Here is a 25,384-nt window from a genome sequence, read left to right as displayed (position 1 = left end):
TATTTAGTGTAGAGACGTTGCACTGCAACGTCTCTACGGTGTAACGGTTTTACAAATACATCTGTAAATATTTCTTCATTTCTTGTTGCACGGCTTGAGCTTCTTTGGCGGCTACTTGAGCAAAAGCTTCGCCAGAAGAGGCATAAATAATGGCTCTTGAAGAGTTTACTAACAAACCACATTGTTTGTTCATTCCATATTTTGAAACTTCTTCTAAACTACCACCTTGAGCTCCAACGCCTGGTACGAGTAAGAAATGTTCGGGAGCAATTTCTCTGATTTTCAATAATTTATCTGCTTTTGTAGCACCCACAACATACATCATACGCTCTGAGTCAGCCCATTGTTGGGAAGTTAGAATTACTTGTTCAAATAATTGTTTATCTCCTGTTGATAACTGCTGAAAATCATCGCCACCAGCATTAGAAGTTAGAGCCAAAAGAATCACCCATTTTCCTTCAAATTCAAGAAAAGGCATCACCGAATCACTTCCCATATATGGGGCAACCGTTACTGAATCGAAATCCAGTCCTGAAGATGATTGATCGAAAAATGTACGAGCATAAAGCCCCGAAGTATTGCCAATATCGCCACGTTTGGCATCTGCAATTGTAAAACACTCTTGCGGTATATATTCTATAGTGCGTTGTAAACTCTCCCATCCTTTCGCCCCAAATGCCTCATAGAAAGCTATGTTTGGCTTATATGCAACGGCATACTCAGCGGTTGCGTCTATAATCTGACGATTAAATTCAAAAATTGGATCTTTTTCTTTGAGTAAATGCGACGGGATTTTTTTAATGTCGGTATCAAGACCAACACACAAATATGAGTTTTTTTTTGTTATTTGCTCAAAAAGCTGCTTTTTTGTCATTCTTTGATGTTTTTTAGGCAAATTTCTATAAATAATACGATTTAATTAGAAAAATAACACGATTTTATTTTGTAAATACTACTTTTGTATATTCTTTAACCTTAGAATAAATCAATTATTAGTTTAATTGATGAAGAAGTTAACTTGCCGATTTTAAAATTATCACCCAATAATGGAGTTTAGAAAAACAAGTATTGAAGGCCTAATTGAGATTTATCCAAGAATTTTTGGAGATGCCCGTGGTCACTTTTTTGAGTCATATCGTCAAGATATTTTTGCACAAAATGGGATTCCTTTTCAGTTTGTACAAGACAATCAATCATTTTCAACAGCTGGGGTTTTACGTGGACTTCATTTCCAGAATACTCCTTTTTCTCAAGGTAAACTTGTACGAGTAGTTACGGGAAAAGTCATTGATGTGGCGGTAGATATTCGTCCAAACTCACCAACTTTTGGCAAATATCAAAAGTTTACGTTGGATGCTTCGCTTCAAAATATGGTTTATATTCCAGAAGGATTCGCACATGGATTTGCTGCACTTGAAGACTCTATCTTTTCATATAAATGCACCAATAACTATAATAAAGCTTCTGAAGGTGGTATCATTTGGAATGACCCAGATTTAAATATTGACTGGGGAATCACAAATCCAAATGTTTCAGAAAAAGATTTAGAGCTTACAACTTTTAAAGATTTATTTAGCAAAATTTAAGGAAATTTTCGCATCATAAATTGTACCAATTTTGCAATTAGTTGCTTTTTTTTTTTTTAATATATTGAATAGCAAGCGATTGATACCGTTTGCTATTTTTATATAACAAGCGGATACATTTGGCATGGTCTTGGAACTTCATGGGTATATCGCAGACTAAGGTGCTTAGACTGCCTTGATTGAATCCTAATATGCCAAAGAATAAACTATCCTTAATGTTTGAGTCAATTTTCAAGAGAGATGTTTTGAGCGGTAATACTCCGAAACCAGAATTGACAGTTGATGTTCATGCTCATGTATTACCGCAACTTGATGATGGCCCAGTAGATATAGAGCAGAGTATCGAAATAATTAAAGAGATGTATGCAATGGGGTATCGCAAAATTATTGCGACACCGCACGTAATGGCTGGCTATTATAATAATGCTCCTGAAGATATTCTACAATCATTACATATTCTTAAAACTGTTCTGAAACGTAGAAATATTACAATGGAATTGGAAGCAGCAGCCGAATATTATTTGGAAGATGAATTATTCAGATTGGTCGAATGCCATAAAGTTTTAACTTTTGGTGGAAGTAAAAAATATCTACTTTTTGAGGCTTCATTTGTTACAAAGGCCTCTTATATTCTTGAAGCAGTTATTAAAATCAAACAGGCTGGTTATACTCCTGTTCTGGCTCATCCCGAACGCTATGTCAGCCTCAATGATTTGGAAGTAATCAATCGTTTATCTTTCAATGGTGCACTTTTTCAAGTAAATATTGGTTCATTGACAGGTTATTATTCAAAGCAAGCACAAGAGTTAGCAGAATTACTGATTAGCAAAAAACTGGTAGCTTTCTTAGGTTCAGACTGCCACAGCATCGCTCAACTCGAAAGTATCAAGCATGCTTTTAAGCTCAAAACTTTCAAAGAAGCAACTCAGCTCAATATCTTGAATAATACATTGATGGAGAAAAAAATAACTGTATTTGCCTAAACATGTTTATTTAGGTTTATAGGTAAGTAGTTGCATGGTTTCTCCATCAAAAACTGCGTAACTATTATACCAAATCCAATCGCCGAGATTTACATAACGAGCCGTTGGAGAAATATTCATTTCGGCCATTGTGTGTCGATGGCCAAAAACATAAAAATCATGGTGGGTTTTAGCTTCAATCTGCTTTGAATATTGCACTAAGTGCTCACGTTCTTCACCCAAAAACTTTTCCGGTTCACGTTTTTTCTTCCAGCTATTTTTAGTCCAGATTTGTCCCAACAACATTCCAAGATTTGGATGCATCACTCTTCCGAACAGAAACCTTGGAATTTTCCCTTCAAAAATCACTTTCAAAATTTTATAACCAAAATCATCAGCACCCAGTCCATCTCCGTGACCTACATAAAACGTTTTTTGATTGAATGAAAAAACTTGTGGTCGGCGGATTGTGCGAATATTCAGCTCCGTTTCAAAATAATCAGTCATCCACATATCACGATTGCCTAAAAAGACTATTATTTCGATTCCAGCATCTGATAATTCGGCTAATTTCCCAAAAAAACGCACGAAACCTTTCGGTACAACATGCTTGTATTCGTACCAAAAATCAAACAAATCACCTACTAAAAAAATTACTTCGGCATCATGGCGGATATCTTCAAGCCACTCAATGATTCGGCGTTCACGGATAAGGCTCTCAGCGTGCGTGGGTGCACCTAAATGAAAATCAGACGCAAAGTATATTTTTTTTCCTGTGGGTATTGTACGATTCATTAACATTAATACAATTCTATAAAAATTAAAACTTTGCACAAAGCACACAAAATTTTATGAATATTTTAAATGAAAACAGAAAATTTGTTAAAAACTTATCGTTTTTGATGCTAATTATGCGTAGTTTTGAAATAAAGCAAAATTTGATTTTATAGAAAATCATCTTTCCTTATATTTACAACCGAATTCTTATAAGACCATTTTATAAAACAATATAATTATCCAATGAAACGAGTATTAATTGCCGAAGACAGCTCAGTGATTCAGAACTTAGCCAAAAAGATTTTGGAATTCCAGAATTTTGAAATTACTGCCGTTAAGAATGGCGAACAAGTGATGCAATTGCTCGACAAAGAAGATTTTGACATCTTGTTACTCGACATCAATATGCCGATTATGGATGGTATGGAGTGTGTGAAAGCGATTCGTGAATTGAGCGATAAAACAAAGGCAAAACTTCCTGTTGTGGCTATCACAGGCAATGCAAAAAATTATTCAGAAACTGATTTCAAAGAAGCGGGCTTTAATGATGCATTGATGAAACCTCTGAATTTTGATAAATTAGTCGAAGTTGTAAAAGGACTAACGGAATAAATCTAATGAAGATTGAGTGAATGATAGAATGATAGAATAGTTTATTGAAAAAGATTGTCCTTTATTCTATCATTCTATCATTCATTAATTCTATCATTAAATATGAATGTAACTTTTCTCGGAACAGGTACTTCGGGCGGGATTCCCGTACTGACGTGTGGGTGTGAGGTTTGTAAATCACTGGATTACCGTGACAAACGACTCAGAGTATCGGTTTGGATTGAAGTAGAAAACAAAAGTTTTGTGATTGATACGGGTCCAGACTTCCGTCATCAAGCACTTCGTGAACGTATTCCTCGAATTGATGGAATCATCTACACCCACGAACACAAAGACCATACAGCTGGTCTGGATGATATCCGTCCTTATAATTATCTGCATGGAATTCAGCATTTAGACCTTTATGGGCATCCGAGAGTACTGGCTCAACTCAAACGTGAATTTGCGTATGCATTTGATGAACAGAAATACCCAGGTGTACCTTTGATAAATGTACATGAAATTGGTAATCAAGCGTTTACAATAAAAGACACTGCATTTATACCAATAGATGTTTTGCATCATCGTTTACCAGTTTTTGGTTTCCGAATCAAAGATTTTACCTACATTACTGATGTAAACTATATTTCTGAACAAGAACTGGCAAAAGCTTATGGCTCAAAAGTTTTAGTTTTGGGAGCTTTGCAACGCCAAAAACATATTTCACATTTCACACTTGATGAAGCAATAGAAGTTGCCAAGAAAGTAAACGCTGAAATAACATATTTCACGCATATTAGCCATAAAATGGGACTTCATAGCGAAGTAGAAAAAGAACTTCCGCCTAATATTCGACTGGCTTATGATGGTTTGAAGATAAGATTATAATCAAAATTGCCTCAAATAAGCACTCGGCGACATTTTCATGCGACGCTTAAATTGTCGATTGAAGTTAGAGACGTTATTAAAACCGCTCGAAAAACAGATTTCCAAAACACTTTTTTCATTGTTTTGTAGCATTCGACAAGCGTGACCAATACGTACATCATTCAAGAAATCGGAGAAAGTTTTTCGTGTACGCACCTTAAAAAATCTACAAAAAGCGTTGGGTGTCATGTTGGCTATTTCGGCCACTTCTTCCAATGAAATTTCTCGCTCGAAGTTTTTCATCAAAAACTCAAACGTCGCATTAATCCGCTGATTATCAACTTCTTTCTGTGGAGATTGATAAGTAATACTTGATAAAAATTCTTTATTGAGCGAAATATCAATTTCATTTAAAATCTGTAAAAAAGTAAGTAATTTATCAAAACCTTGTTTATTGGCAATTGACTTTATCAAATCTGTGAGAGCATTTGCTTCATTATTTCTAATTCGGATTCCTCTCGACGCTTCTGTCAATAATGCCTTCAAATGTTGAGTTTCTGGAATATCAAAGAAATTCTCTCCCAATAAATCTCCTCGAAAATAGACTGAAACTGAGTACGCACGCTGGTTTTCGGCATAATATTCTGCATCATTTCGGAAAACATGGGGTAAATTACTTCCCAAAAAATAAATATCGAAAGGCTGAAAACGCTCTACATTATCGCCCACAAATTGCGTTCCTGTACTTTCAAGAATAAGTGTTATTTGCCATTCTGGATGAAAATGTAGCGTATCGTAAAAATACGGCAAATCATCGACCTGCACTCTAAAAGACTCAGTTTCGGTTTTTGGTATTCGGAATAATAAAGGTTTCAAAGCTAATTTTGAATGATAGCATGAGCGACCGACGCTCGGTGAATGATAGAATACAAACTCTAAATTAAATACTAATTTACCTCAATACTACAATATATTTTTATTTATTGAGCAATATAGTACAACTATCTGCGAAGTTAAGATAAGTTTTCTACAATTAGCACTATTACTTTTGCAAAAGAAATTATACATTCACTCATTCTATCAATCACTCATTCATAATTAATATATGAAACCATCGTGGACTGGCGTATATCCTGCCGTAACAACTCCTTTTTTCCAAGACGAAAGCCTTGATTTAGATATGTTTAACTTCAACATCGAAAAACAAATCGAAGCTGGAGTGCATGGTATTATTATTTGTGGTTCGTTGGGCGAAAACGGAACGCTTACTAATGATGAAAAATTAACTTTGCTTGATTCAGCAAAGAAAACCATTGCAGGGCGTGTGCCGTTGGTAATTTGTATTGCTGAATGTATCACTCGTGAGGCCGTAGCTCTCGCAAAAACTTACGAGCAAGCTGGTGCTGACGGGTTTATGCTATTGCCACCAATGCGTTATTCGGCTGATGAACGTGAGATTCTTCATTATTTACACCGTGTTGCTGACTCTACTGATTTGCCTGTTTTGGCTTATAATAATCCATTGGCATATAAAAACTTTATTTCGATTCCGATGTTCCATGATTTGGCAGCAAACCCACATTTTGAGGCAATGAAAGAATCAACTGGAGATGTACGATATATGACCGACATTATCAATGAGTTTGGTGGACGATTCAAAATCATGTCTGGTGTTGATGATTTGGCCTATGAAAGCCTTGTAATGGGTGCTGATGGTTGGGTTGCGGGCTTAGTTGATGCCTTCCCAAGAGAAACAGTTGTGATTTATGAATTAGTAAAACAAGGTCGCTACGAAGAAGCCCGTGCGATTTATCGTTGGCACTTCCCGTTGATGCACTTAGATGTTTCGACTAAATTTATTCAAAATATCAAACTTGCTCAAGTGGCAACTGGACTTGGTACTGAGTGGGTACGTGAACCACGTTTACCATTGGCAGGCGAAGAAAGAGAAAAAATCTTGAAAGTTATCAACGATTCGTTGGCAACAAGACCAGTTTTACCAACACTATAACCTCACCCCCAGCCCCTCTCCAATTGGAGAGGGGGAGCATAAATTAATACCTATGAACAAATCATTCTTTTGCATTGATGCTCATACTTGTGGGAATCCAGTTCGTTTGGTAGCTGGTGGTGGGCCAAATTTAGAGGGTAAAAATATGTCGGAAAAACGCCAGCATTTTCTGCGTGAATATGACTGGATTCGTAAAGGTTTGATGTTTGAACCTCGTGGCCACGATATGATGTCAGGTAGTATTTTGTACCCACCCCACGACCCTGAAAATGATGTTGCGGTGCTATTTATCGAAACATCAGGTTGCCTTCCTATGTGTGGACATGGAACAATCGGGACAATTACAATTGCCATCGAACATGGACTTATTCAGCCTAAAAAGCCAGGTTTTGTGCGTATGGAAGCACCTGCGGGCTTAGTTTTGATTGAATATAAACAAGAAGGAAATAAAGTAAAATCGGTTAAGTTGACCAATGTTGCTTCATTTTTAGCAACCGAAAATATCGAAGTTGAATGTCCAGATTTGGGAATGCTAAAAGTTGATGTAGCTTATGGCGGAAATTTCTATGCAATTGTTGATGTACAAGAAAACTTTCCTGGCTTAGAACATTTCAAAGCCGACCAACTCATTGCTTGGGCAAGGGTTTTACGTGAGCGAATCAACGAGAAACATACTTTTGTTCACCCTGATAACCCTACTATCAATGGGCTAAGCCATATTGAATGGACTGGTAAAGTAATTGACCCAACCTCAACTGCCAGAAATGCTGTTTTTTACGGAGATAAAGCCATCGACCGCTCGCCATGTGGTACAGGTACATCGGCACGCATGGCCCAATGGGCTGCCAAAGGCTTACTGAAACAAGGTGATGAGTTTATTCATGAAAGTATCATCGGTAGTAAGTTTATCGGAAGAATAGAAGGCACAACCAAAGTCGGAGAAAAAGACGCAATTTACCCGAGCATTGAAGGTTGGGCAAGGATTTATGGAAATAATACCATCACGATTGACGACCAAGATGACCCTTATGCGTTTGGGTTTCAGGTGATTTAATACACCCCCTAACCCCTAAAGGGGGACTTTCAGTCTCTCAATAAACAAATTCTTTAAATAGTTATGAACTTAACAAATAACAGTAACAATAGAATTGGCGTAGAAAATGTTAACTCCCCTTTAGGGAAGTCCGATAGGTCGGTTGGGGGTACTGGGGGCATTACCATCATCGGCAGCGGGGTAATTGGCTTATTTTCAGCATATTACCTCAACAAACAAGGATACAAAGTTACGATTATCGAACGTTCAAATGGCGATGATAGTTGCTCAATGGGTAATGCTGGTATGATTGTACCAAGCCATTTTATACCGTTGGCAGTACCTGGAATGATTGAAAAAGGCATCAAGTGGATGTTCAATTCTGAAAGTCCATTTTATGTGAAGCCTCGCCTTAATCTTGATTTACTTTCTTGGGGATTGAAATTTTATCAAGCAGCCAACAAAAAGCAAGTCGAGAGAGCAATGCCTGCTCTTCGAGATATTAGTTTGCTAAGCAAAGCCCTATATCAAGAGTTAGCTCAAACGCCCGATTTTAATTTCTCTTTTGAAGAAAAAGGTTTGATGATGCTTTGCAAAACCGAACATAGTTTTGAAGAAGAAGTTGAGGTAGCCCACCAAGCAAACGAACTTGGCTTGAAAACCAAGGTACTTTCTACCAAAGAATTACACGAATACGAGCCAGAAGTAAAACCCGATGTAGCAGGAGCAATTTTCTACGAAGGCGATGCTCATTTATACCCAAACCAATTAGTTAAAAACCTAAAAAAACACCTCGAAAACAAAGGCGTAAAATTCCTCTATAACACGGAAGTAACAGGCTTTGAGTTTGAAAAAAATGAGATAAAAAGCATTAAAATAAAACAATCGGTAGTCGAAGCCATTAATCATTCATCATTAAGCATTAATCATTTAATCATCGCTACTGGCTCATGGTCGCCGCTTTTGGCAGATATGCTTAATATTGGGCTTCCAATGCAAGCGGGTAAGGGGTATAGCGTAACTTACGAGCAAAATCAAGGCAAAAAACTCAATATTCCATCTATTTTACTGGAAGCGAGAGTTGCCATAACGCCTATGTCTGACAATTTGATTCGCTTTGGTGGAACGATGGAAATTGGTGGTTTGAACGATGAAATAAATATGAATCGTGTGCGGGGAATCATCAAGGCCGTGCCAAATTATTTCCCTGATTATCAGATAGATATACCGCAAAAAGAACAAGTTTGGTATGGTTTGCGTCCATGTTCTCCCGATGGGTTGCCTTACATTGGACGAACAAATAAGTATAAAAACCTCGTGGTAGCATCGGGTCACGCCATGATGGGGCTTAGTCTCGCTCCTGCTACGGGCAAATTAGTTCAAGAAATAATCGACAATCAGAAAAATAGTATTGACATTGCCCTTTACAAACCAGAAAGATATGATTAATTTGGTTATTTTTGTTGCAAGATAAACTGTGGCACACTTTGAAGTGTGCCACAGTTGTTTATACTAACCATCAGCAAATAAATACTATGGCTCTGTCAAACCAAAAACATCTATTTTCTATTGAAGAAGGCGTAACTTATCTCAACGGTGCGGCCTACTCTCCTACCCTTAAAAGTTCGGTCGAAAGAGGAATTGAAGGCATTCAATTAAAAGCATCGCATACGCATCTCATCAAAGGTAGCGACCATTTTGCTTTACCTCAGAAAGTACAAAGACTATTCGCTCAACTCATCAATGAGCCTGATTATGAGCGAATTGCAGTAATATCTTCGGTTTCTTACGGAATGGCCGTTGTTGCTAATAATGTGCATCATTTGCCCAATCTTTCAGCTAAAAAACACATAATTCAGATTCAAGATGAATTTCCGAATAATGTTTATGCCTTCGACCGTGTTTGTCAGAAACATAATTTAGCATTTAAAACTATCGCCAAACCCGATACTCTCGAAAATCGTGGTGGAATGTGGAATCAAGCAATTTTAGAAGGTATCAATACCGAAACTGCGATGGTTGTTATGCCCCATATACATTGGATTTACGGCGTAAAATTCAATTTGGAAGCTATTTCAAAACGCTGTAAAGAAGTGGGTGCTTTATTTGTCATTGATGGTACTCAATCGGTCGGAATATTAGATTTTGATATTCAGAAAATTCAGCCAGATGCCCTCATTTGTGCAGGTTATAAGTGGCTTTTAGGACCTTACAGCATCGGTATGGCCTATTTCGGAGAGTTTTTTGATGGAGGCGTACCCGTCGAAGAATCTTGGATGCACCGAGCCGAAAGCGATAATTTTGCCCAACTCATACGCTACGAGCGAGCATACAGACCAAAAGCCCAACGCTACAATATGGGCGAACATACGCAATTTATTCAAGTACCAATGATTGAAGATTCACTGACACAGATTTTAAATTGGGGCGTAAATAATATGCAAAACTATTGTGCCGAAATCATAGAAAAACCACTAAAAGCTCTTCAAGAATTAGGTTGTTGGGTAGAAAATTTAGCTAACCGAGCCAATCATTTATTGGGTATTGCTTTACCAGAATCAATTAATAATCAAGCCTTTACAGAACAACTCTCAGCCAATAAAATTTTTGTTTCCAATCGTGGTGTTGCCATTCGTGTTTCACAAAATGTCTATAACTCCGAAGCTGACTTGTGGGCATTAGTAGATGTTTTAAAGAAAAACCTTTAATAAAAAATACCTTCAAAACATTCTGTCCCCTTTTGGTCTTTATGATTAAAAGGGGCTTTTTATTTTATTAATAAAGTTTTTCCCTAATTTGCATAAGAACAGACCTAAAAACTAAAAATAGTAATCAGATATCTAAAACTCTTTACCAACAACTGCTCCCTATGAAAAAACTTATACCCTTTTTTATTATAGCTTTGTCTTCGGTTATTTCTGTTTTTGCTCAGCCAGCCCCACTGAATAAATCGACATTTGATAGCCTTAAAAATGTAATCAATAGTAGTGCAAATGATACAGCCAAAGTACACGCATTTTATTGGATTAGTAGAGCAACTACACTCAGCAACACCTCAGAATCTATCAGTTTTGCTAGTAAAGGCTTAGCATTAGCCCAAAAAGCCCAGTTTCCAATCGGAGAAATTGAATGTTTAGAGGCACTTTGTTTTTCTTATGCCATTACTTCATCATTCGATATTGGTTTTAAATCTGCTTACCAACAGATGGAACTGAGTAGAACCCACGCTCCTATTCGAGAGGTTTTTGGTATCAATATGATGGGCTTACTTTATCAAAAACTGGGTGATGATAAAGCAGCATTGAAGTGGGCAAGGAAATCATATTTTCACCCAAAAATGCGAGTAACCGACCCTTTTACGCAATGGAGTGCGATGTTTTTGCTTTCACAAGAATATGAAAGAGAAAATAAATTAGATTCTGCTGAGACTCTCGCCACAGAAACGCTCAATTACTCCAAAAAGTTTTTTCCAATGCAAGAAGGTTATCCGAAGTTAGTTCTCGCTCGTATCAGTAGCAAACTCAAAAACTTCAACGAAGCTATCAGCTATTGCAAACAGATTATCGAAAAATCAGAAGAAGACCGATTAGACTTTTTTACGAATGAAGTTCAAAACGAACTCGCACAAATCTATTTTGCACAATCAAAGCCAGATTCAGCTAAAATTTATGCCGAAAAAGCTCTTGATGGAGCAAAACAACTACGAAACTATTTGGTAGTAATGAATTCGGCAGGTTTGCTTTCACAGATTTTTGAAAAAAACAATCCAATAAAAGCTTTTGATTACCTCAAACTCTCGATGGCAGCCAAAGATACAGTAACAAACATTGAGAAAAATAAACAGGTCAAAATATTAGAAATCAAAGAAAAACAACGCATCGAAGACCTAAATTTAGCGGCTGTTTATGCCAAAAACGAATTGCGATTCAACACAGTCATTGGTCTGCTATTCACAGCCCTTCTGACTGCTTTTATACTTTACCGCAATAACCGCCAAAAACAAAAAGCGAACACCATTTTGCAAGAACAAAAAGAAAAAATAAATTCACAGAATATCACGCTCGAAACTACACTTAACCAACTCACCGCCAAAAATGCAGAAAACGAATTGCTTCTCAAAGAAATCCACCATCGGGTAAAAAATAATTTAGAAGTAGTTTCGAGCCTTTTGGCATTGCAATCAGCCAAAATCGAAGACCCCGAAATACAAGATGCCATGCTGGCAAGCCAAAACCGAGTGCAAAGCATGGGCATTTTGCACCAAAAACTCTATCAAAGCGAGCATTTGGCGTTTATCGAGATGAAGAATTATTTTCAGAATCTTTGTGAGAATATCCTCGATTCTTATAACGAAACTGAGCGAATTGAGGTTGATATTGACATGAACGAAATAGAATTAGATGTAGATACCGCCGTGCCTGTGGGTTTAATTGTGAATGAACTTTTGACAAACTCATTAAAATATGCCTTCCCGAATGGTAAAAAAGGCACAATTAAATTAAGTCTCGAAAATATTGATAAAGATAATCTGACACTGAAAATAAGCGATAATGGCATCGGAAAAAGTCTCGACACAAAAGCAAAAGGTACTGGATTTGGCACTCAATTAGTAGATTTGCTCACTCGACAAATCGGTGGAAAACTAACCCAAGAAGTGCAAGAAGGTACAATCATTTCGATAAATTTTAAAAGACAGATGGCAGCCTGAAATTAGTTATTGGTTATTAGAAAATTGGTTACTGGTCATAAATCAACCAATTCCAAACTAAACCAGTTGCCCAGTAACCAATAACCAATAACCAGTTGCCCAGTAACCAATAACCAGTTGCCCAGTAACCAATAACAAGTTTTCCAATAACCAATAACAAGTTTTCCAGTAACAAAAAAACATGCAAATTCCATTAAAAATACTGATTGTTGAAGATGAAATGATTATTGCAGCCAATTTGGCGATGCAATTAGAGAAAATTGGTTACGAAATTCTGGGAATTATCCCACGCGGTGAAGATGCCATCAATGCCATCAAGACCGATAAACCGGATTTGGTACTGATGGATATTAACTTGAAAGGCGAGCTGGACGGTATCGAAACCGCAACTCAAATGCAACTATATGGCTCAATTCCGATAATTTATCTGACTGCTAACACCGACGTAGCTCATTTTACACGAGCCAAGGCGACTAATCCTTATGCGTTTTTATCGAAACCCTTCAAAAAGTTAGACCTAAAACACGCCATCGAACTGGCAGGGGAGAAAATTCTCGCAGAAAAAAGTGAGCCTCAATCAAACGTAGAAAAATTTGTATTAGACGACCGAATTTTTGTTCGCCACAACGAAGTAATGGTCAAAATCATTATTGAAGACATTTATTACCTTGAAGCCGACCGCAATTATTGTCAGGTTTATACCAAAGGAAATACTTATTTATTGGTAAATACCCTCAAAAATATGGAAGACAAATTGCCTCCTCAGCAATTCCAACGTATTCATCGGTCTTACATCGTCAATATCAAGCACATCAACGAAGTAGCTCAAAATCATATCACGGTTGATAAAACGATTCTACCCCTCAGTAAAGAATTGAGAAAAGATCTATTAAATAGACTGAATATGATTTGAGTTACGCAATTGCTAAGGTTTGTATATTTGAAAAACCCTCAATATTCGATATCATCGCTTCTTCTAAATCATAGTCATCTTGTAGTCCAAGCCAAAATTTTGCGGAATTCCCAAAATATTTACTTAACCTAATGGCTGTATCGGCTGTGATTCTCCTTTTTCCTTTAATAATTTCAGAAAGCCTTGTCTGCGGAACATCAATTTCTTTCGATAATCGATATGTAGAAACTGAAAGTGGTATCAAAAACTCTTCTTGAAGGATTTCGCCAGGATGAATATTTCTTAATTTTTCCATACTATTTTGATTTAATGATAATCGACTATCTCAACCTCAAAGGCGTTTCCATTTATCCATTTAAAAACAATTCTCCATTGGTCATTTATTCGGATACTATAAAAATCGGATGCTTTTCCACTTAGCTTTTCAAGTCTATTAGCAGGCGGAATCCTTAAATCGTTGATATTTGTAGAGTTGTTCAACATTCTAAGTTTTCTTCTTCCAATTTCTTGAATCTCTAAAGGTAGCTTTTTGACCCTTATACCATCCCAAATTTTTTCTGTATCTGAGTTTCTGAATGAACAAATCATTTAATATCGTCCTAAGTTACTAACGGCAAAAGTAAGTATAAAATTTTATTTTCAAAACTATTAAACTTATTCGGTAAAAAATCTACCCCCTTCGGACACTTTTCAGTAGTCTTCATCCTTGATCTGTTTTTCAAGACCAACTTCCTGCCCTCTTTTGCATCAAGATTTTCAGCTACATGATTATCTAAAACAAAACCTGATGATGCAAAAAATCTTGGTAATCGTACACCTCAAAGGTTCTTCAACATTGCACTACGATGCTTTTGCACAAGACCTTAGCCATGCCGGAAAACACTTACTTCATGAAAGATTACATCATTTTGCTTCTGTCAATGAAAGTGAAATCTTAATAGCTGATGTTTGGAAATCTACCGAAGTTTTTAGCAAATACGTCGATATTTTAATGCCTTTAGCATTGGAAAACGGCTTTATTCCAAAAGCTGAAGTAAATAAAATATATCGGGAACTCTCTTAAAAACATTCTCAACTCAAAAGCCATGAAAATAAGCATTTACCTTTTCTTAGTCATACTTTTATCTCTACAAATCCAAGCTCAAAAGCCAATCATTACAAACTTCTCACCTGCGAGCGGACCAATTGGAACTTCTGTTACAATCACAGGCACCAACTTCAATTCGACTGCCATCCAAAACGTAGTCTATTTTGGAGCAACCAAAGCCACGGTGTCGGCAGCATCGAGTACAAGCTTGACTGTAACTGTACCAGTTGGAGCTACTAATCAGCCGATTTCAGTACTTAACGCCTCAAACGGATTGTTTGGCTACACAGTAAAGCCATTCCACGTAACCTTCACAGGTGGAAGCGTTGCGAGCAGTACTTTTGAAACCAAAGTTGATTTTGGGGCAAATACCGAATCATTGAATATGGCAACGGGCGATTTGGACGGAGATGGAAAAACCGATATGGTAACGGTAAATTTTAGTGCAGGTAATATTTCGATACTCAGAAATACCTCTACCGCTGGTAGTATCGATAATAGCTCTTTTGCAACAAAAATAGATATTTCGACTGGTACAAACCCTCGTGGTATAGCTGTAGGCGATGTAGATGGTGATGGGAAACTCGATTTGGTGGTTACCAATTTTAACAGTAATACTATTTCTATCCTTCGCAATACCTCTTCCATCGGATTTATCAATTTTGCGACTAAAGTTGATTTTGCGACCAATACAGGGCCTCGCTCGGTTTGCATCGCTGATTTTGATAGTGATGGAAAACCTGATTTGGCCATCGCTCATTCCAACATTAATATGTCGGTTTTAAAAAATACTTCGACAAGCGGGAGTATTTCTTTCAATGCAAAGGTAGATTTCGTTTTGACGGCGGGCAATAACTCGACCTATATAGGTAGTGCAGATTTTGATGGTGATGGAAAATTAGATATTGCTGTCAATAACAACGGATTAAGCACCGTTTCGATTTTGCGGAATACTGCCACAAGCGGCACCATTGATGCCAGTTCATTTGCTGCCAAAGTGGATTTTAATACGGGTGCACTTCCATTTGGTTTTAGTATTGGTGATATTGACGGTGATAATAAAGCCGACCTTGCAGTCGCTAATTTTACTGGTAATTCGATGTCTATTCTTAGAAATAAGGCTACAAGCGGCACCATCGATGCCAATTCTTTCGCTGCTAAATTTGACATCACTACCGGAACTTCTTGCTCGGCAACCAACTTGGCTGATATTGATGGAGATGGAAAATTAGATTTATTGGCTGTCAATTTAGGAACCAACACGGTGTCTATTTATCGAAATACCGCCACAAGTGGTATCATTGATGCCGGCTCATTTGCAGCCAAAGTTGATTTTACGACTGCCACAGGACCACGTTATGTATGTATCGGAGATTTAGACGGCGATACCCGACCAGATTTAGCCGTTACCAATCAAACTTCGAATAACATTTCAGTTTTACGCTATGTATTCACCCCGGTTACTGCCCCAACAGGCACTTCTACCCCAACAATTTGTGCAAATCAAACTGCTTCATTATCAGCTACTTGTAATGTAGGAACACCAAATTGGTACGATTTCAATTCCAATGCTTTTCTATTTGCAGGCTCGCCCTATACCACCCAAATACTTACTGTACCTATACCAACATTTTACAAGGTTCGATGTGAGCAAGCAGGGTCTGTAAGTAGCTTTGTGAATGTGGGTGTCAATGTAAACCCTGTACCACCGGCGTTGAATCTTACAGCAAATGGAGCTACTACGATTTGTAGCGGTGGTTCAGTTATGCTCAATTCTAATATTGGCAATAACAATGCTTTGAATTTTGTCAGAGCTAATAGTCAATACGTTACCGTTCCGCACAGTGCCAGCTTTAATTTCGGAACTGCTTTTATGATGGAGGTTTGGGTAAATTATTCGGGAGTGAACTCAACCATTTTGGATAAGGGAAATTACGACCATTTATGGTCATTAAACGCCAATGGAAATGCCAATAAAATGGGATTTTACAGTCTTAGTACTGGAACTTGGATATATTCTACGAATAGTGTCCCCGAAAATACATGGACACACGTGGCGATTAGTTTCGATAATGGCACCCTTACATTTTACATCAATGGAGTGGCTTCAGGAGTTTATTCGGGTGTAACTATTGCACAAGATAATCAGCCTTTGAATATCGGCAGGCAGCAACCTACTTTTTGTGTTTGTAATCATTTTAATGGCAAAATGGACGAGCTAAGGATATGGAACTATGCAAGAGCCGAAGGCGAAATTCTCTATTGGTTAAATCAGTCGGTGCCTACCAATAGTTTCGGTTTGGTTGCCTATTACAAATTTGACGAAGGGACAGGTACAACAACCACCGATGCAACGGGCAACGGTAACAATGGGACATTAGTAAACAGTCCGACTTGGCAAGTACCTGCTACATCTCCTGTAAATGAGGTGCTTTGGTCAACTGGAGCATTATCACCAACTATCGTTGTTACAAGCCCTGGAACTTATACAGTTACTCTTGGAAATGTATATGGTTGCACCAATCCAGCAAGTATTACCATAAACGCTGGCTCAAATGCCGCTTTGGTAAATCTAACAAGCCCTACCGACGACTACTCAACTGGAACTACATTAAAAACCGCTTCGAGTGTGAATGGTAAAATAACCGCCACGAACAAAGTAACTGGCACAGCCAAAGTCGATTACCGAGCAAAATCCGTAGAATTAAATGCAGGTTTTAGAGCTGATGGCGGTACAGTCTTCAGTGCTGCCACTGGTGGGTGTAATTAGATGCTCAAAATCTTCTGGTAAATAAACTGTTCCCTTCGGACAGTTTTGAAGGCGGTTCGTCCTTAATGCTTTTTTGAATAAGCACATTTACTCGTACTTCATTTCAACAATGCTTGAACTTTTTATAGATACCCATGAAAACTAACAATCTTATTCATCTTGGCAGCCGAAAAAATATTCCATCGTCAAGTATTCTGATGCTCAAGTCAGATAGCAACTATACTATTATCTATCTAAAAGATGGTAGTAAAATACTTTCTTCAACTTCGCTCGGCAAAATCGAAAAACGCTTGAAAGACTTTCAGTTTTTCAGACCCAACCGCTCAATAATTTTCAATTTAGATTTTATGATGGATTTTGAAGGAAAGACCCAAACAGGTAGTTATGGTAAGATTTTGCTCAAAAACAACGAACAAATAGCTCTTTCAAGACGAAAAAGTGAGGCTTTCTTAAAAATCATTCAGTAACAATTAAATTATCTAAAAAAGCATTAGCCATGAAAGCAAATTATACAAAAGCATTAACAATTATTTCTATTCTGTTTTTTCAAGCCTCATTTGCCCAACAGCTAAAAATCCCCATTAAATTACCTCCTAACTTAGTAAGACCTGGTGAGTTTTTACCTGTTGATACTATATATGTAACAGGTAGCAATGGAAATGTAGCCAGTTCAGGGATTCAAATTATTTCATTAGGCAGAACGCAAGATGAAAACTATAATTATCTTACGCAAGAACAAATGATTCAGGAAGTTTTGAATAGCACCCCACAAGAAAAATACCTTAAAGCAAAATCAGGCGAAGCATTCAATCTAACGTTTGCATTTAAACTACAAGCAGGGAACTATATCAGCCCTTACATTGATACTAATGGTGGTTATCAATATCCACCTACCAGTGGAGATGATGACCAGAGTATCCAGGCATATGCTGGTCAAGAGGATATAACCAACTATCCAAACCAAACCAGCCAAATTTTATCTAATTCCAATACTACTTACGAAAATGGTGGAAACACAAAGGTAGTTACTTATACTTCGTCACTCACATTCAATTTAGGTCGTTTCAAAAGTTGGTATGTATTTACATTTGGTCTTTGGCAGCGTGACGAGTTTTATAATGTTCCAAGATATAATAAATACAGAGTGGTAATTCCTTTTGTGGTAGAAGGTCCTATGATTACACCTTCACAAGCAAATCCTGTAGCTATTAAAGGGTATATCAGAGAACCCGCCATTCCACAATTCATATTACATAATCCTCCGGGGGATATGAGTTCGGTAACTTTCCAGACAAACCAAGAAGCCTGTCGTAGTATGAGTGAATCTCTGACGACCGATGAAACGAACAACGGAAAACTGGACGTTACTTTAGGCATTGCAGGCTCGGCAGGGTTATTTGTATCAGTCAATTATGAATTTTCTGTAACGGCATCACTAAGTGGCGGTGGAGGCTCAACCCTTATGAAATCGAGTGGTAAACAAAATTGTGTTTCAGTTTTAAATGCCATTTCAACCGTTCCTGGCAATGCTCGAGCCAACGAAGGCTCTATTTATATTGGCTATTCATCTGATATTGCCTATGGTATGTTTCCAATTATTGCAATTAATTCCACACCCACAGTCTCAGTTGTAAGAGATTCGTCCGTTATTTTTGGATTAGTGCCAGGTTCGGCAACTCCATTTTATTACACAAAAAGTGACATTTTGAATGATATTTCCCTCAACCGTGCCATTATGAATAACATGTCAAATACCCCAAAGATGAGGCATCAAGCCCAAAGTCAGATAAAAATTTGGGAGCAAGTCTTGAAAAAGGATAGCACCAATATCAATGACCCCACTTCTCCTGTTATTGAAGCTCCATTTACATTGGGAAGTGGACAGTCACGTACAACTTCTGTGACGCAATCTATCTCCACCACAGACACTTATGAGGTAAGCCATTTTTTAGAGTTGGGAGCAGGATTGAGTTTCGTCGTAAAAGTTGGTGGCTCAGGAGTAGCAGGCGGATATGAATTCAAAACAAAAAAAACCAGAGGGGCATCTGTTTCTAATTCTAATAACAGTAGCACAACCATTGCCTATACTTTGCAAGATAATGATGCAGGTGATAGCTTTAGAATAAAAATTGTAAAAGATAAATCATACGGAACACCCATATTTTTAATAGATGAGGCTCTCACAAGAACCTCTTGCCCCTACGAAGGAGGCTACCAACGAGACCAACCACGTCTTGAAATTGTTGGAACGAGCCAGAATGCAATAAATGTTCAGAATGTAACACTCGGAACCCCAGCTTCTTTTCAAGTGCGAGTCTGTAATAATAATACGACTGAAGCTCGTGATTATAGATTAGGTTTTGTGGCTCAATCGAATAGTAGCGATTTGTTGATTACCGCAGCAGGAAGTACTGGCTCAGAATTTGGTGCATTCACTATTCCAGCAAATTCATGCCGAGTACAAAACTATGATGTGAATGTCTCACGCCGCTACCCTACCAGTGACGTAAATTTTCCAAATCTCGAATTTAGACTTTATACTGAATGTGAACCCGCTATTAAATCAAGTATTTTTGCCAGTGTTGGTTATGCTGCTCCACCCCCATCAACTGTAAGTGCCAATAATACTGCGGTTTGTACAGGTTCACCTGTTACACTGACAGCTACTTGTCCGTTTAATTATACAACGAATTGGTACACTTCTTTCACGGGTGGAATCGTAGTGGCAAGTGGAGGAACCGTGACAGTCAATCCTACTTCAAATACTGTCTATTATGTAGGTTGCGAAAGCCTCAATCACGTACCTGCAAGAGTTGCGAGCAAAATGGTTGTAGTCGGAACTCCTTCAACCGTTTTGAATTTAACCTCAAATTATACAACCGATTCATTCCAGATAGCCAATACGACAATCACCGCAACTAATAAAATATTCTCGCCTGCAAGTGTATTATATAAGGCAGGAAACTCACTGACTTTCAACCCAGGATTCGAGGCAAAAAGTGGCAGTAACTTCATGGCGAGGATTGGTGGGTGTGGTAACTAGAAGTCTTTTAAAATTCGTTTTGCTATGTCAATTTTCGCTTTAAGCATTTTGGCATTGCTATTATTTTTTACTAACTTAGATAAGCCTTAAAACAAGGTTTTTAGCAATGATAACTTTACATGATTGGCAATTAAATAAAGAAAAATGGCTCAATAAAGACCTCACTCTAATGACTACTGAAGAAGGCTGGAAAGAAAGAACCCAAAAGGGCGGAATCAGTATCTGGCAGAGGCCTTTTGAGGATGATAAAAATGACCTTTTCAGATGGCGATTACCCAAAGTTGCAGCCAATCATGAGGAAGTTTTTGAAGTTTTTACCAATCAAATGATTGATTTTCACCATTACTGGACGGCCGAATATACTGGCGGATATGTAGTAAAGATTATTGATGAAAACACACAAATTATCTATCAGCAATTCGACCCTAACAAACCATTCATTTCAAAAAGAGACCTATTGTATATTCAGTGGTCAAGAAAAATTGATGATAAAACGATTCAAACCAGTTTTAGGTCTATCATTTGGGAAGAACTTCCAGTACCAAAAGGTTTTGAGCGAATTGATTGGTGGGGCGGGCATCTTTTCGAGGCAAATAATGATGGAACAAGCCAATTGGTTTTGATTGATAGAGAAAATCAAGGCGGATTTTTTCCTTCATTTATGATGAATAAAATAATGCCCCAATATCTCATTCACCAATTTGAAAGTATCATTACATTTTTCGAGAAAGGTGGCACAAAAACTCATCAAAAACTATCAGATTCTCAAAATACTGCCCTAATAAATAAAATCTAAACACCCTAAATCAAATCAAAATGACACTCTTTAATTGGCTATCCCAACATCAAGCTATCATTAATCAGATTTGGGTATTTACACTCACCTCAACAGTAATTCTTTATGTTGCGTGCAACCTACTGCCTGATAGAATCGTCGGAAAGTATTTGCCTTTACACAACGTTTTCAAACCTGAAACTAATATTGATTTAGACTATCAGTCAATCGGTTATGTACTTTTACATACCACGTGGGCAACAAAAATTACTCATTCTACCATTATCATCGAAGCAGTTTTATGGTTTATTATTTTTGAAAGTTGGCATTGGAGCGTTCCACTTATCGCACTAATTGCCATTTTGATTCAATCTGTCTTTATCGGCGATAAAAAGTTTGGCCTTTTTTTTATTATCATCGGAATCCTTACCTATTTAACAGCTATTTTTAGTATCCAAATCATTGGTCTATCAGATTCAATTTTAGTCTCAAAAACATTCTTGATGCTGGGAGGACTGATACGAATGCTGAGCCATTCGGCAGAACTCATACCACCACTTTTAATCAATAATACTGACCAATTTGAGAAATTAGACCCTAAAAAAATCACACTCAGATTATTACTTTCTTCACCCATTGGCTACATCGGCGAATTTGGTAGCAGCTTACCCAATCGAATTTTACCGATTCAAGTAAACTGCATTTACCAAACTATTTTTGGTATTGCTCCTACAAAAAACTTGGGTTGGTGTGAAGTAAAAGAATCTGCTAAAATGGTCTTGACAGGCGGTTATTCAAAATTAAGTTCACTGAAAAGTTATTATAATAGTGTGATTAAAAATTAAGTTGTGAACATTATATTAAAACAAAAAATGCTCTATTCGGAAAAGAATAGAGCATTTTTTATAAATTTTGATTATTTACTTCCCATTCACAATCGGCGATACTTTAGTTCCAATCAATTCTATGGCTTTCATTAGTTTTTCGTGTGTAAGTCCAGCATTGTCCATTTGGAATGTTACTCTTGTAATTCCACCTAATGCTTCGCTATGACGAAGTATTTTTTCGGCTACTTCTTCGGGATTTCCAATTAAAAATGCTCCGAGTTTAGTAGTTTGTGAATCGAAATGCTCTCGCCTAACTGGCGGCCAGCCTCTTTCTTTCCCAATATTCGTAAACATTTCAGCATAGCCTGGGTAAAATTCTTCGTGAGCATCTTCGGTAGTTTCGGCCACATAACCTAATGAATGCAAACCAACTTGCAGTTGGTCAAGCGAATGACCTGCTTTCAAACCAGCATTTCGGTAGAGGTCAATCAATGGTCTGAAACGGTGCGTTTCTCCGCCAATAATTGCCACCATCAATGGTAAACCCAACATTCCTGCTCGCACAAACGATTGCGGAGTTCCGCCTACTCCTATCCAGATTGGTAGTTTCTCTTGCAAAGGTCTTGGATAAATGGCTTGATTATAGAGGGCAGGTCGAAATCTTCCTTTCCAATTTATAACCTCATTTTCTCTAATTTTGAGTAAAAGGTCTAATTTTTCAGTAAAAAGTTCGTCATAATCTTCTAATTTCAAACCAAAAAGTGGAAAGGCATCGGTAAACGAACCACGCCCAACTACCATTTCGGCACGACCTTGCGAGATTAAATCAAGTGTAGCAAAATTTTGAAATGCTCTTACTGGGTCAATCGCACTCAAAACAGTAACGGCACTTGTCAATTTTATACGTTTGGTTCGAGCAGCAGCAGCAGCCAAAATCATTGTCGGTGCTGAATCAAGAAATTCTTTACGATGGTGTTCTCCAATACCAAAAACATCGAGTCCAACTTCATCAGCTTTTTGTATTCTTTCGAGTAATTCTTTTATCGACTGCTCGCTACTTATCGTTTCGCCTTGATTATTTTTTAAAACCGCCGCAAAACTATCAATTCCTATTTCCATTTTTATGCAACCACTCCTTGTTTTTCTTTCACTAAATCAACCAATAACTCAATCCAAGCATCAGAGTCATTCAAACTTTCTACTAACTGCCAATGTTCGCCGCCGTTTTCTTCAAATAATTCTTTATATTCCTCTCCTACTTCAAGTGTCGTTTCTAAACAATCGGCCACAAAAGCTGGCGAAAACGCCAAAACTTTTTTAATACCTTTCTTAGCTAAATCTTTCACAACATCTTCGGTGTAAGGTTGAATCCAAGTTTCGCGACCAAGTCTCGATTGGAAGCAAGTTGTATAGGTTCCTTCTTTCAAACCCAATTCTTTAACTAAAAGCCGAGTTGTTTCAAAACACTCAGCACGATAGCAGTGCTGATTCATAGCAGTAATTGAATCACAACACGAACCGAGCTTACAAGTATTTCCAGTACAATCGCCCTTACGTATATGACGTGCAGGAATTCCGTGATAACTAAAAATCACATGCTCATAATCATTCTCTGCCAAATGCTTTTTCCCCATTTCTGCAAAGGCATTGATGAATTTTGGGTGATTGTAGAAGTAATTTAAGAACTTAATTTCGGGAATTACTTGCCACTTCGTCACGATTCGCATTACTTCTTCGTAAACCGAACCAGTTGTAGCCGAAGCATATTGCGGAAAAAATGGAATCACGATGATATTACTCACACCCATTTCTTGCAGTGCTTTCAACCCAGACTCAATACTTGGGCTTTGATAACGCATAGCCAATTTCACCACATATTCGTCGCCTAATGCTTCTTGAAGTTGTTTTTCGTTAGCTTCGCCGTAGATTTTCAATGGTGAACCATTTTCTGTCCATAATTCTTTATAGATTTTGGCAGATTTTGGCGAACGGAATGGTGCAATAATCAAATTAACCAGCATCCAGCGAGGTATAAAAGGAAAGTCAATTACTCGACCATCCATCAAAAACTCTCTCAAATATTTCCTTACATCAGGCACACTCGGGCTATCGGGAGTACCTAAATTTACTATCAAAACTCCTGTTTTTCCAACCATTTCTTCAAGAATGAAGAATGTAGAACTAAGAATTAAGAATGATGGATTTCTTATAAAAAAATTAAAATATTATCTCTTTAAGTTTATTTCCGCATTCTTAATTCTCAATTCTTAATTCTTAATTTTTTAATTTTAAAACTCTATTTTATCTTTTTTCTTATTATAATCTTTTGCTTTGCTGAAATCTGGCTTTTTGAAATCTGTGTAAATTGATTCAGGTAAAGTTTCAAAAACCTTGATTTCGGTTAGGTCACGGTCGCCACGCTCGCCTGACAAGATAATTTTACCATAAGGCTTGTAATCTGTCCACGGACGAGTAAATCCTGGTTTTTCGTCAGTTGACTTTGCAAAATATGCCCACTGAGTCAATAAATTACTTTCTTTCTCAACCCAAACTTTATACATATTGTTTGGAGTATTGCCAACTTCTTTAAAAGTCATCTGTAATAAGTACGCTTCTTTACCTGCTTCGGTTTTATCTTCACCCAAATATTTAAGCGTTACTCCATTATCTCTCAATTTAAATGGCATCGTGAGCCAATATGAATCATTAATCCAAGCTCCTTTGCCTGCTTTCATATATTTCTTAACCGAATCGGCGGCTGTTTGTTCGGCTCCGTACTTAAAAACTTTTCCAGTTTCGGTATTGATGTTCATCAAAATTACTGATTTGTCTCTTGCAAAATCAATTCTGACATTTCCAGTCCATTTGTCCCAAGTGAGAGTTCTGGCACCAAAAAAATTCCAAGTAATATGGCGGGTTTCGTCCCAAGCTTTTTTACCTCCCATCGCTGTCATTACTTTATCTGCTATTTCGATGGCCTTTGCATCCGAAGCTTCTTGTGCATTAATTGATTGGCTAAAAAAAGCCACAATACAAGTAAATAGTAGTTTTTTCATTGTGTTATTAGCTTACAAGGTTGATTTTTTTGAAAGTTTAATATGAAGAAAATAAGTAATTATTGGCTTTAATTTTGATCATGAACTAATCAACAAATTAATTTTATTGAATCATACCGTTTAATAAATATTTACTAAAATAAACATTAAATCATTTTGCGAATATTCGCTTTCTGCATTAACTTTGTTACATTAACACAAACTCCAATAAAAATGAATACTTCTACCATTTCATCGACACCAGCAATGCCCATCTCTAATGAAACTGTAAATATTATAGATTTGTTACGAGTGATTGGTATGCAAGAAGTTACAAACAACGTTTTTACATTACCAAAAAAGAAGAAAAAATAAAACGATTTACGAATGAAGATTTAC

The 25,384-nt window shown here is 37.3% G+C and carries 25 protein-coding genes; 17 read left to right on the top strand and 8 right to left on the bottom strand.

The annotated features are described in order from the left end of the window. Positions 1-49: 49 nt before the first annotated feature. Complete coding sequence (pyrF, locus tag ABR854_RS01525; protein ID WP_350263577.1) at positions 50-874, bottom strand: orotidine-5'-phosphate decarboxylase; 825 nt, start codon at positions 872-874, stop codon at positions 50-52. A gap of 172 nt (positions 875-1,046) precedes the next feature. Between pyrF and rfbC the strand changes: the two genes are divergently transcribed. Together rfbC and ABR854_RS01515 are read left to right on the top strand one after the other, a co-directional pair. After that, positions 1,047-1,586: a dTDP-4-dehydrorhamnose 3,5-epimerase gene (gene rfbC / locus ABR854_RS01520; RefSeq protein WP_350263576.1), complete on the top strand. Its 540-nt coding sequence runs from the start codon at positions 1,047-1,049 to the stop codon at positions 1,584-1,586. Positions 1,587-1,777: 191 nt separating this feature from the next. Further along, complete coding sequence (locus tag ABR854_RS01515; protein WP_350263575.1) at positions 1,778-2,569, top strand: tyrosine-protein phosphatase; 792 nt, start codon at positions 1,778-1,780, stop codon at positions 2,567-2,569. A 6-nt stretch (positions 2,570-2,575) separates the two neighbouring features. On the opposite strand, the gene ABR854_RS01510 is transcribed toward ABR854_RS01515, so the two are convergent. Then, the gene (locus ABR854_RS01510) at positions 2,576-3,343 is read right to left on the bottom strand and encodes a UDP-2,3-diacylglucosamine diphosphatase (protein WP_350263574.1); all 768 of its coding nucleotides are present in this window, start codon (positions 3,341-3,343) and stop codon (positions 2,576-2,578) included. Positions 3,344-3,568: 225 nt separating this feature from the next. On the opposite strand from ABR854_RS01510, the gene ABR854_RS01505 reads away from it, so the two are divergent. Both ABR854_RS01505 and ABR854_RS01500 read left to right on the top strand, forming a co-directional pair. Continuing rightward, positions 3,569-3,937: a response regulator gene (locus ABR854_RS01505; protein ID WP_188764829.1), complete on the top strand. Its 369-nt coding sequence runs from the start codon at positions 3,569-3,571 to the stop codon at positions 3,935-3,937. Between the two features lie 102 nt (positions 3,938-4,039). Further along, complete coding sequence (locus ABR854_RS01500) at positions 4,040-4,804, top strand: MBL fold metallo-hydrolase (RefSeq protein WP_350263573.1); 765 nt, start codon at positions 4,040-4,042, stop codon at positions 4,802-4,804. Here ABR854_RS01500 and ABR854_RS01495 read toward each other — a convergent pair whose 3' ends face one another. Further along, a complete protein-coding gene (locus ABR854_RS01495; protein WP_350263572.1) occupies positions 4,805-5,659 on the bottom strand; it encodes an AraC family transcriptional regulator in 855 nt (284 codons plus the stop codon). Positions 5,660-5,888: 229 nt separating this feature from the next. On the opposite strand from ABR854_RS01495, the gene ABR854_RS01490 reads away from it, so the two are divergent. The 6 genes from ABR854_RS01490 to ABR854_RS01465 all read left to right on the top strand — a co-directional run bounded on the left by ABR854_RS01490 (position 5,889) and on the right by ABR854_RS01465 (position 13,448). After that, entirely contained in the window at positions 5,889-6,794 is a 906-nt protein-coding gene (locus tag ABR854_RS01490) for a dihydrodipicolinate synthase family protein (protein WP_350263571.1), read from the top strand. A gap of 52 nt (positions 6,795-6,846) precedes the next feature. After that, positions 6,847-7,848 carry a 4-hydroxyproline epimerase gene (locus tag ABR854_RS01485; RefSeq protein ID WP_350263570.1) on the top strand — a complete coding sequence of 334 codons (1,002 nt, stop codon included), beginning with the start codon at positions 6,847-6,849 and terminating at the stop codon, positions 7,846-7,848. 63 nt (positions 7,849-7,911) lie between these two features. Next, positions 7,912-9,276 carry an NAD(P)/FAD-dependent oxidoreductase gene (locus ABR854_RS01480; protein WP_350263569.1) on the top strand — a complete coding sequence of 455 codons (1,365 nt, stop codon included), beginning with the start codon at positions 7,912-7,914 and terminating at the stop codon, positions 9,274-9,276. 86 nt (positions 9,277-9,362) lie between these two features. Then, on the top strand, positions 9,363-10,535 hold the full coding sequence (locus tag ABR854_RS01475; protein ID WP_350263568.1) for an aminotransferase class V-fold PLP-dependent enzyme: 1,173 nt from the start codon (positions 9,363-9,365) through the stop codon (positions 10,533-10,535). A 161-nt stretch (positions 10,536-10,696) separates the two neighbouring features. Continuing rightward, on the top strand, positions 10,697-12,535 hold the full coding sequence (locus ABR854_RS01470) for a tetratricopeptide repeat-containing sensor histidine kinase (RefSeq protein ID WP_350263567.1): 1,839 nt from the start codon (positions 10,697-10,699) through the stop codon (positions 12,533-12,535). A gap of 181 nt (positions 12,536-12,716) precedes the next feature. After that, complete coding sequence (locus tag ABR854_RS01465; RefSeq protein WP_350263566.1) at positions 12,717-13,448, top strand: LytR/AlgR family response regulator transcription factor; 732 nt, start codon at positions 12,717-12,719, stop codon at positions 13,446-13,448. A 1-nt stretch (position 13,449) separates the two neighbouring features. On the opposite strand, the gene ABR854_RS01460 is transcribed toward ABR854_RS01465, so the two are convergent. Together ABR854_RS01460 and ABR854_RS01455 are read right to left on the bottom strand one after the other, a co-directional pair. Next, positions 13,450-13,743 (bottom strand): HigA family addiction module antitoxin, encoded by a 294-nt coding sequence (locus tag ABR854_RS01460; RefSeq protein ID WP_350263565.1) that lies wholly within the window; start codon positions 13,741-13,743, stop codon positions 13,450-13,452. A gap of 11 nt (positions 13,744-13,754) precedes the next feature. After that, entirely contained in the window at positions 13,755-14,036 is a 282-nt protein-coding gene (locus tag ABR854_RS01455) for a type II toxin-antitoxin system RelE/ParE family toxin (protein WP_350263564.1), read from the bottom strand. Between the two features lie 199 nt (positions 14,037-14,235). On the opposite strand from ABR854_RS01455, the gene ABR854_RS01450 reads away from it, so the two are divergent. The 6 genes from ABR854_RS01450 (at position 14,236) to ABR854_RS01425 (ending at position 21,968) form a co-directional block, all read left to right on the top strand. Further along, a complete protein-coding gene (locus ABR854_RS01450; protein WP_350263563.1) occupies positions 14,236-14,511 on the top strand; it encodes a hypothetical protein in 276 nt (91 codons plus the stop codon). A 22-nt stretch (positions 14,512-14,533) separates the two neighbouring features. After that, positions 14,534-17,305, top strand: a complete 2,772-nt coding sequence (locus ABR854_RS01445) for an FG-GAP-like repeat-containing protein (protein WP_350263562.1) — start codon at positions 14,534-14,536, stop codon at positions 17,303-17,305. Between the two features lie 134 nt (positions 17,306-17,439). Further along, positions 17,440-17,772: a LytR/AlgR family response regulator transcription factor gene (locus ABR854_RS01440; RefSeq protein WP_350263561.1), complete on the top strand. Its 333-nt coding sequence runs from the start codon at positions 17,440-17,442 to the stop codon at positions 17,770-17,772. Between the two features lie 29 nt (positions 17,773-17,801). Continuing rightward, entirely contained in the window at positions 17,802-20,348 is a 2,547-nt protein-coding gene (locus ABR854_RS01435) for an immunoglobulin domain-containing protein (RefSeq protein WP_350263560.1), read from the top strand. A 106-nt stretch (positions 20,349-20,454) separates the two neighbouring features. After that, complete coding sequence (locus ABR854_RS01430) at positions 20,455-21,144, top strand: SRPBCC family protein (RefSeq protein ID WP_350263559.1); 690 nt, start codon at positions 20,455-20,457, stop codon at positions 21,142-21,144. A 20-nt stretch (positions 21,145-21,164) separates the two neighbouring features. Further along, positions 21,165-21,968, top strand: a complete 804-nt coding sequence (locus ABR854_RS01425) for a hypothetical protein (protein WP_350263558.1) — start codon at positions 21,165-21,167, stop codon at positions 21,966-21,968. A 75-nt stretch (positions 21,969-22,043) separates the two neighbouring features. Here ABR854_RS01425 and ABR854_RS01420 read toward each other — a convergent pair whose 3' ends face one another. The 3 genes from ABR854_RS01420 to ABR854_RS01410 all read right to left on the bottom strand — a co-directional run bounded on the left by ABR854_RS01420 (position 22,044) and on the right by ABR854_RS01410 (position 25,006). Next, positions 22,044-23,069, bottom strand: coding sequence for an LLM class flavin-dependent oxidoreductase (locus ABR854_RS01420; protein WP_350263557.1), 1,026 nt, complete (start codon positions 23,067-23,069; stop codon positions 22,044-22,046). Between the two features lie 2 nt (positions 23,070-23,071). After that, positions 23,072-24,106 (bottom strand): ferrochelatase, encoded by a 1,035-nt coding sequence (gene hemH, locus ABR854_RS01415; RefSeq protein WP_350263556.1) that lies wholly within the window; start codon positions 24,104-24,106, stop codon positions 23,072-23,074. Positions 24,107-24,238: 132 nt separating this feature from the next. Then, the gene (locus tag ABR854_RS01410) at positions 24,239-25,006 is read right to left on the bottom strand and encodes a hypothetical protein (protein ID WP_350263555.1); all 768 of its coding nucleotides are present in this window, start codon (positions 25,004-25,006) and stop codon (positions 24,239-24,241) included. A 213-nt stretch (positions 25,007-25,219) separates the two neighbouring features. On the opposite strand from ABR854_RS01410, the gene ABR854_RS01405 reads away from it, so the two are divergent. Then, positions 25,220-25,360 (top strand): hypothetical protein, encoded by a 141-nt coding sequence (locus tag ABR854_RS01405; RefSeq protein ID WP_156511048.1) that lies wholly within the window; start codon positions 25,220-25,222, stop codon positions 25,358-25,360. The last annotated feature ends 24 nt before the right edge of the window (positions 25,361-25,384 follow it).

Origin of the sequence: Emticicia sp. W12TSBA100-4 (genome assembly GCF_040253585.1) — a bacterium.
Lineage (GTDB): Bacteria > Bacteroidota > Bacteroidia > Cytophagales > Spirosomataceae > Emticicia.
Note: the sequence above shows the minus strand (reverse complement) of the source record. Positions and strands in the feature narration are given on the sequence as shown.